This is a genomic window from Bradyrhizobium macuxiense, from assembly GCF_007993935.1.
GTDB lineage: Bacteria > Pseudomonadota > Alphaproteobacteria > Rhizobiales > Xanthobacteraceae > Bradyrhizobium > Bradyrhizobium macuxiense_A.
In genome coordinates, this window is sequence record NZ_VITY01000005.1 from 278,098 (window position 1) to 290,626 (window position 12,529).

Genomic DNA, 12,529 nt, shown 5'->3' on the forward strand with positions numbered 1-12,529 from the left:
CATTCAGGGCGTCGCGATCAATCCGCTTGCGGTGGCGACGATCCAGCGATTGCCCCAGCGCACGATGGAATCGACCCGGCCAAGGCCGGGGACGACGTCGCCCCGCGCGGCCATCTTGACGCCCTCCGGGCCCTCGAGCACGGCGGTGCCGTCGCGGACCTCGACCACCGACCATCCGGGAATCGTGCTCGGCCGCGTCTCCGGTCCCGCTGCCAGCTGCGGCTTCGATCCGAGCATGGCGGCTTGCGCGCCGAGCGTCGTCGGCGCGGCCCCCAGCACTTGCGGGCGCGGGCTGGCGGGGGTGGTCTTCGGAATGCTGCCGGTGACCGATGGCTCGGCATTGGACGCGGTCCGCCGCGGGCTCTCGCTTCTTCGGCTCGGCGGTGCCTCCGCGACGTGCGGGACGGGCGCTTCCTTCTGGGCGACCGGGAGGGGGGCGGGGCTGGCAAAGTCGTGCCAGTTGGCGCCACCGGTCCATCCCAATACGAAGCTTGCGGCGAGCGCCGTGGCGGCCAGCAGCGCGGTGCCGATGCGGTCGGCGAACGGCTCCCGCAGCAGCAGGGCGGCGTCGTGGTTCTCGTTGGAGACGTCCCAGAGGTCCGCCGCCGTCTGCGCCGGCGAATGACCCTCCGTCGCATCTGTCGGCCAGATGCTCTCGGGGTTGATCGGCTCGCGGTCTTGCATGGCGTGACCTGTGTTCGGTGACGCAAAGGATGATCCTCGAAACTAAATCGAGCCTTAATTTTCGGTGACCGAACTGCGGCAGCACGAAGTCTTTTGGTCGCAGGCCCCGTAAATTGACGGGGCATCACGCATGAGTACGGGCGCTATCAAGTCTTGTGCAGCCTTGGATCGGCGCCCCGCGCGCAGCGGTCGTTTCCGGACGTGGTCTCCGCAAAGCGGGTCGTTTCGGCGTGCGGCCACGGCTATAGCGGACGCATGCTCGACTTCGCCGCACAATATGCAGCCTTTCAATGCCGCGACCCGGCCTGGGACGGCATCGTGTTCGTCGCGGTCAAGACCACCGGCGTGTATTGCCGCCCGGTCTGCCGTGCGCGCACGCCGCTCGCCCGCAATGTGCGGTTCTATGGCAGCGCCGCCTCCGCCGAGCGCGCCGGTTTCCGGCCCTGCCTGCGCTGCCGTCCCGAGGCGGCGCCGTTCTGTCCGGCATGGAAGGGCACCAGGACGACCGTCGAGCGTGCGCTGGCGCTGATCGAGGACGGCGCACTCGACCACGGCAATATCGCCGCGCTGGCCGATCGGCTCGGCATCGGCGCGCGCCATCTGTCGCGCCTGTTCGCCGCGCATCTCGATGCCTCGCCGCTGCAGGTCGCGCTGTCGCGGCGCGTGCAGCGTGCCAAGCGCCTGATCGACGGCGGCGATCTTCCGCTCGCGCTGGTGGCGCAGCGCGCCGGCTTCTCCAGCGCAAGGCGCATGAACGCCGCCTTCGCAAAACTCTACGGCCGCTCGCCCGCCTCGTTGCGACGGAAGCGGCCGCCAGGCGTCACGATGCAACCCAATGGAGACCAGCAATGGCCAAGAGCTACGGCAAGAGCTACGGCACCGTCAGTGCCGAACAGAAACTCGCGATGAGCGGCCTCGACTTCGTCCAGGGGCTCGCCTCTGGCGCCCTGCCGCTCAACACCATCGCGCGGACGCTCGGCTATGACGTCACCGAGGCCGAGCGCGGCCGCGTCGTCGTCACGCTGCTGCCGACCGACGCGCATCTCAATCCGGCCGGCACCGTGCATGGCGGTCTCACCGCGACGCTGCTCGACAGCTGCATGGGCCTTGCGGTGCAGTCGACGCTCGACGCCGGTACCAGCCAGACCACCCTCGAGTTCAAGATCTCGTTGCTGCGTCCGATCACGCCCGACACCGGCCCGATCCGGGCCGAGGGCCATGTGCTCAATTGCGGCCGCCGCGTCGGCACCGCCGAGGGCAGGGTCACCGACACGAAGGGACGGCTGCTTGCGCACGGCACGACGACGTGCCTGATCTTTCCGGCTTGATGCGGATTGCCTTGTAGGCGCCGGCACGGCACCCAAAGATGCGATGCCGGCCCAGTAACATTGGAGCGTGTTAGTCGACGAAGGGCGGTTTCAACCCGCGTAGCCACTCGGTTCGGGCAGGCGAATGAGACCGAGCTGAAGCATGGCGGTGATCGCATCTTCCTGTCCGAGCTCCTCGGCGATCCGTCCGTCCTGCACGCGCAGCACGGTGGTGCCGGCGAACGTCATCTTGCGGCCGGAGGCCGCGGGCAGCGAGCCAAGCCGGAAGTCGCTGAACGCGGGTCCGGTGTGGGTGCCGCCGCCTTCCCAACGGCCGACGACGAGGTCGCCTTCCGCGACGAGATCGCCGACGCCCCAGAAATTCAGATCCGGAAACGCCTCGCGAAACTCGGTCATGAACTTGGTCACCGCGGCGCGGCCCTTCTTCGGCTCGTGCATCGGGTAGTGCACGACAATGTCGGCGGTGGCGAGCTCGTTGATGATGCGCGGATTCCAGGGGTTGCCCCAGAATTCCTTGAACCAGCGGCCCACGACGTTCTTGTTGTCCTCTGACATCTGTTCGTCTCCATTTGCGCGTTGCCGGTATCGCGGCCGGCGTTGTGTCGATGCGCGCATTAGGCAATTTGAGACGCGTGTCGCACCACCCGATTCCGGATCGGGCGTGCTGTCAGCCTTCGGACGAAATTCCGCTTTGTCGATATGATGCTTGGCGCCGCTTCCCGAACGTCGTCGCGCAATCGGGAAGCGGGTGGCTTACCGCCACACCGACTTGTCGGCGTCCCAGCGCTGGCCCTTGAACTCCTTGAGCAGCGCGTCGATCGCACCGTTGTCGTCCTTGGCCTCGCTGCCTTCCTCGTCGCTGCTGGAATCGTCGGACAGATTCAGCTTGGCGCCGGCGCTGTCGTCCGAGGTCGAGACGGTGGGGCTCGAGACCCACAGCATCAGCTTGTCGGAGCTGCCGGGCTTGTCGGGCGAGACGAGGGCGGTGACCTCGTAGTTCTGGGTGAGGCCGAGCGCAGGGTAGACTGCGCTGGGGCGCTTCAGCACCAGCTTGAGCTTGCCGGTGTTCGCATTCCATGTCGCGGAGGCGGGCTTTGCGACAAGCGCCTTCGCCAGCACGCCAGAGACCGCGGTTGCGAGCTTGTCCTTGTTGATCTTGTCGCCGTCGCGCCAGTCGGCGGCGGCGAAGCGGATGGTGCGGTCCATCTCGACCACGCCGCTGGTCCAGCCGGCCGCCGTGACGCCGGGCGCCGCTTTCACCTTGGCGAGCAGCGCGCCGGCGTGCTCGGGGTCGACGGTGAGATTGATGGTCTGCTCGCCGGAGCGCATCGCATCGCAGGTCACCGAGAGGCTCGAGGTGCCGATCTCGACGGCCTCGCCCTTCAGGCTCTTGAGGAAGTCCGCGGCTGCATCGAGCTTCACCCGCACGCCGATCGATTCCGGCGAAACGTCGGTGAAGTCCTTCGGCTGCGGCGTGATGCCGTCCTCGGTGGCCTGGTTGTCCTGGAATTCCTTCTCGCTGAGATCGGAATTGTCGGTCGAGGCGACCTCGGTCACGGTCTGTTCGATCGTGATTTGGCCACGGAACTCGAAACTGTCGCCGGTCTGCTTGCGGTTCAGCTTGATCGTGACCGGCTGCTTGTCGGCGACGCTCTGGGTGCTGCCGGACAGCGTCTGGCCGTTGACGGTGAGGTTGGCGACGAAGCGGTCCTTGCGGTCGGAGCTCTTGTCGGCGGGATAGCAGACGTCGAGCACGGCCGCGGTCACGGTCTTGCCCTGGCGGGTTTCCTTCAGCACGACGTCGGCGTTGCCGTCCATCAGGCCGTCGATCGCGGTGAAATAGCGCGTCTCGGGGCCGCCACCGGCTGCCGGCTTCGTTTGCAGCTTCATCTGGGCGAGGGCAGGCGCCGAGGCGATGGCAAGACCGAGCAGCAGGAGCGGGAGCGCGCGCATACGATGAGTCCTCGAAGGGCAGAATCGGTTCCGTCGTAACTAGCAAACCTCCGTGTCATTGCGCAAAAAAGAAGGCCGCGTGACGGCGGCTGCCGCGTTTGGAACGACTTGACCTTTGGCACTTTCATGACGAACGCAGACGTGCCGTGCGTTATCCGCGGCCGTCAGGTTCCTCGCCTTTCTCAAGCCTGCCGCGCAGCGTCGTCACGACGCGGCTCACGGTTTCGATGTCCGTCACAGACAGTCCGTCGGAAAGGCCGTTCACCCAGGGCAGTTGCAGGCGCATCGCCGCGTCGAACGCTTGCCGGCCCTTGTCGGTCAGTACGACGAGCTGGGCGCGGCGGTGATGCGGATTGGTCTCGAATGTGACGAGCCCTTCCCTTTCGAGGTCGTTGACGATGCGCTGCACGTTCTGCCTGGCAGCGCCGAGGTCGCGCGCCAGCCACGCGACCGGTTGCGGGCGTTCGGCGGTGACGATGGCGCCGAGGATCTGCCAGCGGGCGCTGGTCAGCCCGAGCCCCGCCACCAGCCGGTCGCCTGACGTGAACAGCAGACTGTTGAGCCGGAACAGGTCGAGAATCAGGCCGCTCAGGGCTTCACCCGCCGGCGTTCGCTTGGTCTGTGGCATTTGTCACCATAGGTGTATGTTGACATCATAATGTCAATATTGTTATGTATCGATATGATCGAAATGACATCATAGCACCATATCAACGGAGCAAGCCATGCCGCATATGCGTCCCCTGGACCCCGCATTCCCGATCGACCGCCAGCTCGCGGTCGAGGCCACCAACGTCGTGCTCGTCAACCTCTTCACGCTCGATGCGGCCGACGAGGACACCTTCCTCAGGGCTTGGCAGGACGACGCCGCCATCATGAAGCGGCAGCCCGGTTTCATCTCGACCCAGCTGCACCTCGCGCTCGGCGACAGCCCGGCCTACCTGAATTACGCGGTGTGGGAATCCACCGCCGCCTTCCGCGCCGCCTTCATCAACCCGGAGTTCAGGGCCAAGCTCTCGGCCTATCCGGCCTCGGCGGTGGCATCGCCGCATCTGTTCCGGAAGGTCGCGGTGGCTGACATCTGCGTCGCGTAGTTTCCTATTCGTCATGGCCGGGCCTGTCCCGGGCCATCCACGTCATTGCGAGCGAAGCGAAGCAATCCATCGTGCCGCAAGCGGAAAAATGGATTGCTTCGTCGCTATCGCTCCTCGCAATGACAGTGATGCCAAGCATCACAGCCCGTCGGCGAAGGAAAAAGCGAAGTTTGGATGTCGTCACAAAGATCGGTCAGCTATGCACCAGCATGCCGACGCCGAGCGTGGCGACACCGGTCAGAAAGGCTATGTCGAGAAATCGCAGCGGCGCCTTTGGACGATGACCGATCGAACCGAAGATGACGTAATAGAGCCCATAGCCCGCGCCGAGCACGGCGAACGTCAGCGTCTGCTTGAACCAGAACGTCACGACGACGGCAAAGGCATCGACGCTGTCCTGGACATAGGCGCCCAGCGCGAGCACCGCGCCGATCGCGTAGAACAGTGCGAGCGTTGTCGTCAGTGATTTGGCGTCGCGGGACATCGGATCGTCTTTACATCTCGATCGTGATCAAATCGCAAAAAAGAAGGCCGCCCGGAGGCGGCCTTCGATCTCGATGTCGATGTGCGGAGGGGGCTTAGAAGCCGCCCATGCCGCCCATTCCACCCATGCCGCCGCCCGGCATCGCCGGCGCCGCGTCCTTCGGCACTTCGGCGACCATGGCTTCGGTGGTCACCAGCAGGCCGGCCACGGAGGAGGCGTCCTGCAGCGCAGTGCGCACCACCTTGGCGGGGTCGATGATGCCCTTGTCGACCATGTCGACATAGTCCTCGGTCTGGGCGTCGAAGCCGAAGGTCTCCGACTTGTTCTCGAGGATCTTGCCGACCACGATCGAGCCCTCGACACCGGCGTTCTCCGAGATCTGGCGGACCGGAGCTTCGAGTGCCTTGAGCACGATATTGATGCCGGCCTGGACGTCGGCATTCGGGTTGGTGAGACGGCCGACCGCCTTCTTGGCGCGCAGCAGCGCGACGCCGCCGCCCGGCACGATGCCTTCCTGCACCGCGGCGCGGGTCGCGTTCAGCGCGTCCTCGACACGATCCTTCTTCTCCTTGACCTCGACCTCGGTCGCACCGCCGACCTTGATCACGGCAACGCCGCCGGCGAGCTTGGCGAGGCGCTCCTGCAGCTTCTCACGGTCGTAGTCCGAGGTGGTTTCCTCGATCTGCGCCTTGATCTGGCCAACGCGGGCGTCGATGTCCTTCTTCTTGCCGGCGCCCTTGACGATCGTGGTGTTCTCCTTGTCGATCACGATCTTGCCGGCGCGGCCGAGCATGTTCACCGTGACGTTCTCGAGCTTCATGCCGAGGTCGTCGGAGATCAGCTGACCGCCGGTCAGGATCGCGATGTCCTCCAGCATCGCCTTGCGGCGATCGCCGAAGCCCGGCGCCTTGACGGCGGCGACCTTGAGGCCGCCGCGCAGGCGGTTGACCACCAGCGTCGCCAGCGCCTCGCCCTCGACGTCCTCGGCGAGGATCAAGAGCGGACGGCCGGACTGCACCACGGCTTCCAGCACCGGCAGCATCGACTGCAGGCCGGACAGCTTCTTCTCGTGCAGCAGGATGTAGGCATCCTCGAGCTCGGCGGTCATCTTCTCGGCGTTGGTGATAAAGTACGGGCTGAGGTAGCCGCGGTCGAACTTCATGCCCTCGACGATGTCGACCTCGGTCTCGAGCGACTTGTTCTCCTCGACGGTGATGACGCCCTCATTGCCGACCTTCTGCATCGCCTGCGCGATCATCTTGCCGATCGCGGCATCGCCGTTGGCCGAGATGGTGCCGACCTGGGCAACTTCCGACGAGGAGGCGACCGGCTTGGCGCGCTTCTCGATGTCCTTGATCACGGCGGCGACCGCGGTGTCGATGCCGCGCTTGAGGTCCATCGGGTTCATGCCGGCGGCGACCGACTTGGCGCCCTCGCGGACGATGGCCTGGGCCAGCACGGTCGCGGTGGTGGTGCCGTCACCGGCGGTGTCGTTGGTCTTGGAAGCGACCTCGCGCAGCATCTGCGCGCCCATATTCTCGAACTTGTCGTCAAGCTCGATCTCCTTGGCGACGGTGACGCCGTCCTTGGTGATGCGGGGCGCGCCGAACGACTTCTCGATGACGACGTTGCGGCCCTTCGGGCCGAGCGTCACCTTCACGGCGTTGGCGAGCACGTCGACACCGCGCAGCATGCGGTCGCGGGCGTCTCCGGCGAATTTTACGTCCTTGGCAGCCATTGATTTGAACTCCTGAATGTGTGGGGCGGTTGTTTGCTGTTTGTCATCGCCGGGGAGGCTTCCCCTCTCCCCTTGTGGGAGAGGGTGGACGCGATGCGGGAGCATCGCGGACGGGTGAGGGGTCTGTCTCCGCGGATGGAGACCCCTCATCCGGCGCGCCTTGCGCGCCACCTTCTCCCACAAGGGGAGAAGGGAAGAGGGTCGCCACGCAGACGCAGCGGACCTCGGAGTTCGTGGGCTTACGCCAGCACGCCCATGATGTCGGACTCCTTCATGATCAGGAGCTCCTGGTTGTCGAGCTTGACCTCGGTGCCCGACCACTTGCCGAACAGCACGCGGTCGCCGACCTTGAGGTCGATCGGGATCAGCTTGCCGGCCTCGTCGCGGCCACCCGGGCCGACGGCGACGATCTCGCCCTGCGACGGCTTCTCCTTGGCCGAGTCCGGAATGATGATGCCGCCCTTGGACTTCTCCTCGGCATCGATACGCTTGACCACGACGCGGTCATGCAGTGGGCGGAAGGTGGATTTAGCCATGACGTTCCCTCTTGGAGGCTCGGTTTCAGGTCCGGTTCATCGAGACCGGCGTTGAATGCCGGCCCGGTCGGCGCAGGGCAGGACGCCCTGCGCATTTAGCAATCGTGGTGCGAGAGTGCTAATTGTGGGCCGGGAAATATGGCTTGGCGCAGTTTCTGTCAAGCAAACGGGTTAAGGCCTTGGTGAGGCCAATATAGGATGGTGGACCAGAAACCAAATCGTAGCGATGACGTAATTTTGTCAGACGTCATTGCTCCGTCTTAAGTTTTACGCTTGGCTGCAGGACGGGTGCGGCCGGGACATAGTCGGGGGATACATATGATCAGGTCACTCAACGCGCGATTGGTCGCACGGTTCGCGGCCGTTTCGGCGCTGACGACACTCTTGGGAGCGTGCGGCAGCATGAGCCTGCCGTCGTTGTCGTCGAACCCCGAGCCGGCGCCCTCCGAACCGGGGGTCGCCCCGGAAATGCCGGCGAGCATCCGCCCCGACGAGATCGTCGGCCGCTGGGGTCTCGCCTCGTTCCAGAATCCCGCCGACCGCGCCCGCACCGAGGCCGCCGCGCGCGGCCAGTGCAAGCAGCCTTACGTGATCGGTGCCGGCCAGAACGGCGGCGTCATCATGCATCTGGCCGACCAGGCCACCCCGCAGGAATTGCGGCTCAAGGGTTCCCCGAGCGGCAAGAACTATATCGGCCCGCCCGGACCGGTGCCCGGCGAGCAGGACCGCGAGATCATCTCGTTCGACGGAAGGGTCCTGATCACCCGCTTCGTCGACAAGGACGCCGCCACCCGCTACGGCAACATGGTCTACGTCCGCTGCGCGCCAAGGGCGTAACGAAGAGGCCTGACTTCTCCCGAGCTAGTGCCACATCGGCAGTGCACCTCTCCCCTTGTGGGAGAGGTCGAATTGCATCGCCAGATGCAATTCGGGTGAGGGGTATCTCTCCGCGGGTGACTCTCTCTCGGTCCGAGTTCGCGGATCGAACCCCTCATCCGGCGCTGCGCGCCACCTTCTCCCACAAGGGGAGAAGGGAAGGCTGCCGTCATTGCGAGGAGCGAAGCGACGAAGCAATCCATCGACCCGCATCTGCGGTGCAATGGATTGCTTCGCTTCGCTCGCCATGACGGAAGGATGGGATGCTGCCCAAATAAAAACGCCGGCACTCGAGGCCGGCGTTTTCCCTTGTCTCTGAACAGACCTCGGAGGACGAACCTCGCTTGTTGTCCGCCGCCCAAAGTCGCGACCGGCAAACAATTGCCTTACCGCCGCACGCCAACGCGGTTGACGCCGCCATTCATGTTGCCGCCCACGTTATGACGTACCGCGGCGCGCGCCACCGGACGCGGCCTGAGCACGACACCCGCCCGTGCCACGCAACCGTGCGGATAGCCGACATAGGTGCAGTAAACGACGGCCTTGGCCGGTGCTGGAGTGAGAGCGACACCTGCAACCCCCAGGGTGAGGCTGGCCGCAATCCCCGCAACTGTCATCGACCTGGTGGAAAGAAAGTTCGTCCGATGCATGGTGATCCTCCTCATCGCGGGCGACCGAAAGGGTGGTCGAGCCGCTTCATGCGCGGCCCAGCATGTGAGTGGCGTGGGTCAGGTGGTGTTGACGTAGATCAACGCACGGCGTGCCCGTCGCTATGCACGATCGGTATACTGCATCGTGAAGGTCAAATGGGCGGCTCGTTGAGCCGCCCCGTGATGCCATTGTGCCGACTTCACTGACAAACGTACATGTTGCCGTCAGCCATCTTCGTCATCGTGCCGGGTTCGCAGCTGATGCCATTGGCTGCCTTGTAGTCCGCCCATCCGGCATATCCGTAGTAGGGACTGACCCCCTGGTAGGCTCGTGCCGGGTAGTAAGGCTGGCCATAGTGGGGATCCGTCTGGGCGGCATATGAATTGGTCCAGTCGTTTGTGCCCCAGCCGGAATACGCCGCCGTCGTTGCGGCTGCCGTGGCGACCGCTGCCGTTGCGGCGATGCCCGCGCCGGCGTAGCCGTATCCGTACGCGGCGCGTCTTGCGTGGCGACGCGCAACGCCCGCGACGCTCACGGGCGTCAGCGGCCGGCCCACACGCGCCTGGGCGCATTCGACCGATGCTGAAATGCCGCCATGCTCGGACCAGGTGATGGAGAACAGTGTCGCGCAAGCGAAAGTCGAGAGCGCAATTGCAGTAGTCCTGACAGTTCTTCGCGTCATGTTGAATCTCCAGTGTTGAGTTACTCCAGTAGCTCCCCCCAAAATCAGAGATCCGATCACAAGGCGCAGGCGATCCGCACGAATGAAAACCCGCCGCTCATCGCCACAGCCGCAAAAGACCGCCTCGCGCTTCAGCAGCGCCCGAGAGATGCCGACTTCACCTCGCCGGATGTGCGCGGCGAGCGGCGGCAAACCTGTGATGATATGCTGAGTGGAAGTACAAGCCCCAACCTGGGGCGACCGGATTTGCTCCGGAAGTCCCATGCAACCGGCACCCAATGTTGGCTCCCGGCACATGCATGACAATTTCCCTCACACACAGTATGCGTCAGCGACACAAAAGCTGCCAGCAGATTTCCAGCTGTCGCAATTGGCACAAATTGCATGTGATCGAGAGAGGTTCTGACTGATCTCTCACCTGCCTCGACACTGCTTGATCCAAGTCAAAGGTCTAGAAGTTCTGGACGTTGGTGCCGATCGCGCAGCTCGGGGCCCGGGCTATCGCCCAAACAAAAACGCCGGCCCTCAGGACCGGCGTTTCGTCTGTCTCTGGACTGACCTCAGTTGAACATCGCGTCGATGTCGTCCTGCGAGGCGTGGCCGGCGTCGCCGTCGAGCTTGGGGCCGTTGAGCAGGCGGGCATCGCCCTCGCGGGTGTCGACGATCGGCGGGGAGTGGGTCTTGATCGCGTCGACGCCGCCCCAGATGTTCATCATCTCGTTGATGTGCTGCTCGATGAACTTCATCGTCTGCATCACCTTGCTGATGCGCTGGCCGGTGAGGTCCTGGAAGTTGCAGGCCTCGAAGATCGAGACCACGCGCTCCTGAATGTCTTCGCTGAGCCGCTTCTGCTGGTCCGGCGTGACGTTGTTCGCCAGCGCGCTCGCGGCCTGGTCGATCGCCTCGACCGCTTCGAGGATCTGCTGGGTGGCCTGCTCGGTGCCACCGACCACGGCGCCGAGCTCGCCATTGACCTTGGCCATCTCCTCGCCGTTGAAGCTCTTGCCGTGCAGCACCGCGATCTCGCGCTTGGTGCGGCTAATCGCATCGTGGATCAGGTCGAGCTCGACCTTGAGCTTCTCGCACTGTTCGACCTGCGCGCGGTAGGTCTCGAGTAGCGCGAGGGTCTCGGCGACTTCGCGGGCGACCGCGGCATCGACGCTGTCGCCGCTGCGCTGCGCCGGTGCTGCGGCCATCTGGGCGCGGATCGAGCGAAGCTCGGCCATGATCTCGCGATGCATCGGACCGAGGTCGGCACCACCGGCCACGTCCGGCTCCGGCATCACAACCTCACCCATCGCCTGCTCGACACGAAAACGCTTGCGCTTCACTGACATGATTTTCATTCCCGCCCCTTCACTGCAGTCCGTTCTAGACAGCGCGGATTTAACGTCAGGTTCACGCGGGAACAGTTTGCGCGGATCGTGCGTCACCGCGGCGCTACCTGCGATTAACCATGTCACTGCGGCGTTCACGCAAAATAAACGCTACCGGGCAAAACCACGCCGCATTGCCGACGTGGTGAATCCAAACGGCCGATCCGTTTACCAAACCGATGCGGTTTTCATTGCTTATTGACCACGTGCAACGGCGCAAGTCGGCGCCCTCGCGCATCACGTCACGACGAAACCAGTACAGAGTACGTCGATGTTCAGGAAAACCACGCTTGCGCTGCTCGCCGGCGCGTCTTCTCTTATTGCCGTTCCCCATCACGCCATGGCGATCGACGCGGTGACCTCAGCCGAGCCCACCGTGATCTACGCCAACCAGGGCGCACCGCAGCCGCCGATGCGCACCGCCTATGTGCAGCCGCAACGCTCCAACATGGGCGGCGGCTTCATCGAATTCCTGTTCGGCGATGCGCCATCGTCGCAGGGTTATGCGCCGCAGCCGATGTATCAGCAGCAGCCGGCCTATTACGGCAATCGCCAGGGGCTGCCGCCTATGGATCCGCAGCAGCAGATGATCCGTCAGCAGCAAGAGGCCGCGGGCGATCCGACCCAGCGTCCGTTCGATCCGCAATATGAAAAACAGCTGGTCGACTATCACGGTAAGGAAGGCGCCGGCACCATCGTGGTCGATACGCCGAACAAATTCCTCTATCTGGTGCAGGGCGACGGCCGCGCGCTGCGCTACGGCATCGGCGTCGGACGGCCCGGCTTCACCTGGGCCGGCACCAAGACGATCTCGGCCAAGAAGGAGTGGCCGGCCTGGACGCCGCCGCCGGAAATGCTGGCGCGCCGTCCCGATCTGCCGCGGCACATGGAAGGCGGTCCGGAGAATCCGCTCGGCGCCCGCGCGATGTATCTCGGCTCCTCGCTCTATCGCATCCACGGCTCCAACGAGCCCTGGACGATCGGCACCAACGTCTCGTCCGGCTGCATCCGGATGCGCAACGAGGACGTGATCGACCTCTACGGCCGCGTCAATGTCGGCGCCAAGGTCGTCGTGATGTGAGAGTGTAGCCCGGATGCAGCGAAGCGAAATCCGGGACGGACTTCAT

Annotated in this window: 15 protein-coding genes; 5 read left to right on the forward strand and 10 right to left on the reverse strand. The window is 64.7% G+C overall.

Annotated elements, in window-relative coordinates; all coding sequences use genetic code 11:
* Positions 1-3 precede the first annotated feature (3 nt).
* Positions 4-684 (reverse strand): hypothetical protein, encoded by a 681-nt coding sequence (locus FBZ93_RS15685; protein WP_146986819.1) that lies wholly within the window; start codon positions 682-684, stop codon positions 4-6.
* 255 nt (positions 685-939) lie between these two features.
* Here FBZ93_RS15685 and FBZ93_RS15690 point away from each other — a divergent pair, with 255 nt between their 5' ends.
* Positions 940-1,593: a bifunctional transcriptional activator/DNA repair enzyme AdaA gene (locus tag FBZ93_RS15690; protein WP_146986820.1), complete on the forward strand. Its 654-nt coding sequence runs from the start codon at positions 940-942 to the stop codon at positions 1,591-1,593.
* Positions 1,533-2,012: a PaaI family thioesterase gene (locus FBZ93_RS15695; protein WP_146986821.1), complete on the forward strand. Its 480-nt coding sequence runs from the start codon at positions 1,533-1,535 to the stop codon at positions 2,010-2,012. The genes FBZ93_RS15690 and FBZ93_RS15695 overlap by 61 nt, the downstream gene beginning before the upstream one ends.
* A gap of 90 nt (positions 2,013-2,102) precedes the next feature.
* Here FBZ93_RS15695 and FBZ93_RS15700 read toward each other — a convergent pair whose 3' ends face one another.
* The 3 genes from FBZ93_RS15700 to FBZ93_RS15710 all read right to left on the reverse strand — a co-directional run bounded on the left by FBZ93_RS15700 (position 2,103) and on the right by FBZ93_RS15710 (position 4,593).
* Positions 2,103-2,567, reverse strand: coding sequence for an ester cyclase (locus FBZ93_RS15700; protein WP_146986822.1), 465 nt, complete (start codon positions 2,565-2,567; stop codon positions 2,103-2,105).
* Between the two features lie 198 nt (positions 2,568-2,765).
* Positions 2,766-3,965 (reverse strand): hypothetical protein, encoded by a 1,200-nt coding sequence (locus FBZ93_RS15705; protein ID WP_146986823.1) that lies wholly within the window; start codon positions 3,963-3,965, stop codon positions 2,766-2,768.
* A gap of 151 nt (positions 3,966-4,116) precedes the next feature.
* Complete coding sequence (locus FBZ93_RS15710) at positions 4,117-4,593, reverse strand: MarR family winged helix-turn-helix transcriptional regulator (protein ID WP_146986824.1); 477 nt, start codon at positions 4,591-4,593, stop codon at positions 4,117-4,119.
* Positions 4,594-4,690: 97 nt separating this feature from the next.
* Between FBZ93_RS15710 and FBZ93_RS15715 the strand changes: the two genes are divergently transcribed.
* A complete protein-coding gene (locus FBZ93_RS15715; protein ID WP_146986825.1) occupies positions 4,691-5,059 on the forward strand; it encodes an antibiotic biosynthesis monooxygenase family protein in 369 nt (122 codons plus the stop codon).
* Between the two features lie 193 nt (positions 5,060-5,252).
* On the opposite strand, the gene FBZ93_RS15720 is transcribed toward FBZ93_RS15715, so the two are convergent.
* The 3 genes from FBZ93_RS15720 to FBZ93_RS15730 all read right to left on the reverse strand — a co-directional run bounded on the left by FBZ93_RS15720 (position 5,253) and on the right by FBZ93_RS15730 (position 7,817).
* On the reverse strand, positions 5,253-5,543 hold the full coding sequence (locus FBZ93_RS15720; protein WP_146986826.1) for a hypothetical protein: 291 nt from the start codon (positions 5,541-5,543) through the stop codon (positions 5,253-5,255).
* Between the two features lie 94 nt (positions 5,544-5,637).
* Positions 5,638-7,281, reverse strand: coding sequence for a chaperonin GroEL (gene groL / locus FBZ93_RS15725; protein WP_050628570.1), 1,644 nt, complete (start codon positions 7,279-7,281; stop codon positions 5,638-5,640).
* 239 nt (positions 7,282-7,520) lie between these two features.
* A complete protein-coding gene (locus tag FBZ93_RS15730) occupies positions 7,521-7,817 on the reverse strand; it encodes a co-chaperone GroES (RefSeq protein ID WP_018269780.1) in 297 nt (98 codons plus the stop codon).
* Between the two features lie 318 nt (positions 7,818-8,135).
* Between FBZ93_RS15730 and FBZ93_RS15735 the strand changes: the two genes are divergently transcribed.
* Positions 8,136-8,654 (forward strand): hypothetical protein, encoded by a 519-nt coding sequence (locus tag FBZ93_RS15735; protein ID WP_074129204.1) that lies wholly within the window; start codon positions 8,136-8,138, stop codon positions 8,652-8,654.
* Positions 8,655-9,079: 425 nt separating this feature from the next.
* Here the strand turns inward: FBZ93_RS15735 and FBZ93_RS15740 are convergent, their stop codons facing one another.
* From FBZ93_RS15740 to FBZ93_RS15750, 3 genes are all read right to left on the reverse strand, one after another.
* Complete coding sequence (locus tag FBZ93_RS15740) at positions 9,080-9,343, reverse strand: hypothetical protein (RefSeq protein ID WP_146986827.1); 264 nt, start codon at positions 9,341-9,343, stop codon at positions 9,080-9,082.
* Positions 9,344-9,543: 200 nt separating this feature from the next.
* Positions 9,544-10,290: a hypothetical protein gene (locus tag FBZ93_RS41095; protein WP_208764018.1), complete on the reverse strand. Its 747-nt coding sequence runs from the start codon at positions 10,288-10,290 to the stop codon at positions 9,544-9,546.
* 296 nt (positions 10,291-10,586) lie between these two features.
* Positions 10,587-11,363, reverse strand: coding sequence for a protein phosphatase CheZ (locus FBZ93_RS15750; protein ID WP_146987054.1), 777 nt, complete (start codon positions 11,361-11,363; stop codon positions 10,587-10,589).
* A 310-nt stretch (positions 11,364-11,673) separates the two neighbouring features.
* Here FBZ93_RS15750 and FBZ93_RS15755 point away from each other — a divergent pair, with 310 nt between their 5' ends.
* Positions 11,674-12,483, forward strand: a complete 810-nt coding sequence (locus tag FBZ93_RS15755) for a L,D-transpeptidase (RefSeq protein WP_146986828.1) — start codon at positions 11,674-11,676, stop codon at positions 12,481-12,483.
* Positions 12,484-12,529 lie beyond the last annotated feature (46 nt).

Bases quoted from the DNA above. Each gene is read 5' to 3' on its own strand.
- FBZ93_RS15685 (WP_146986819.1), bottom strand. From the start codon at position 684: ATGCAAGACCGCGAGCCGATCAACCCCGAGAGCATCTGGCCGACAGAT.
- FBZ93_RS15690 (WP_146986820.1), top strand. From the start codon at position 940: ATGCTCGACTTCGCCGCACAATATGCAGCCTTTCAATGCCGCGACCCG.
- FBZ93_RS15695 (WP_146986821.1), top strand. From the start codon at position 1,533: ATGGCCAAGAGCTACGGCAAGAGCTACGGCACCGTCAGTGCCGAACAG.
- FBZ93_RS15700 (WP_146986822.1), bottom strand. From the start codon at position 2,567: ATGTCAGAGGACAACAAGAACGTCGTGGGCCGCTGGTTCAAGGAATTC.
- FBZ93_RS15705 (WP_146986823.1), bottom strand. From the start codon at position 3,965: ATGCGCGCGCTCCCGCTCCTGCTGCTCGGTCTTGCCATCGCCTCGGCG.
- FBZ93_RS15710 (WP_146986824.1), bottom strand. From the start codon at position 4,593: ATGCCACAGACCAAGCGAACGCCGGCGGGTGAAGCCCTGAGCGGCCTG.
- FBZ93_RS15715 (WP_146986825.1), top strand. From the start codon at position 4,691: ATGCCGCATATGCGTCCCCTGGACCCCGCATTCCCGATCGACCGCCAG.
- FBZ93_RS15720 (WP_146986826.1), bottom strand. From the start codon at position 5,543: ATGTCCCGCGACGCCAAATCACTGACGACAACGCTCGCACTGTTCTAC.
- groL (WP_050628570.1), bottom strand. From the start codon at position 7,281: ATGGCTGCCAAGGACGTAAAATTCGCCGGAGACGCCCGCGACCGCATG.
- FBZ93_RS15730 (WP_018269780.1), bottom strand. From the start codon at position 7,817: ATGGCTAAATCCACCTTCCGCCCACTGCATGACCGCGTCGTGGTCAAG.
- FBZ93_RS15735 (WP_074129204.1), top strand. From the start codon at position 8,136: ATGATCAGGTCACTCAACGCGCGATTGGTCGCACGGTTCGCGGCCGTT.
- FBZ93_RS15740 (WP_146986827.1), bottom strand. From the start codon at position 9,343: ATGCATCGGACGAACTTTCTTTCCACCAGGTCGATGACAGTTGCGGGG.
- FBZ93_RS41095 (WP_208764018.1), bottom strand. From the start codon at position 10,290: ATGGGACTTCCGGAGCAAATCCGGTCGCCCCAGGTTGGGGCTTGTACT.
- FBZ93_RS15750 (WP_146987054.1), bottom strand. From the start codon at position 11,363: ATGTCAGTGAAGCGCAAGCGTTTTCGTGTCGAGCAGGCGATGGGTGAG.
- FBZ93_RS15755 (WP_146986828.1), top strand. From the start codon at position 11,674: ATGTTCAGGAAAACCACGCTTGCGCTGCTCGCCGGCGCGTCTTCTCTT.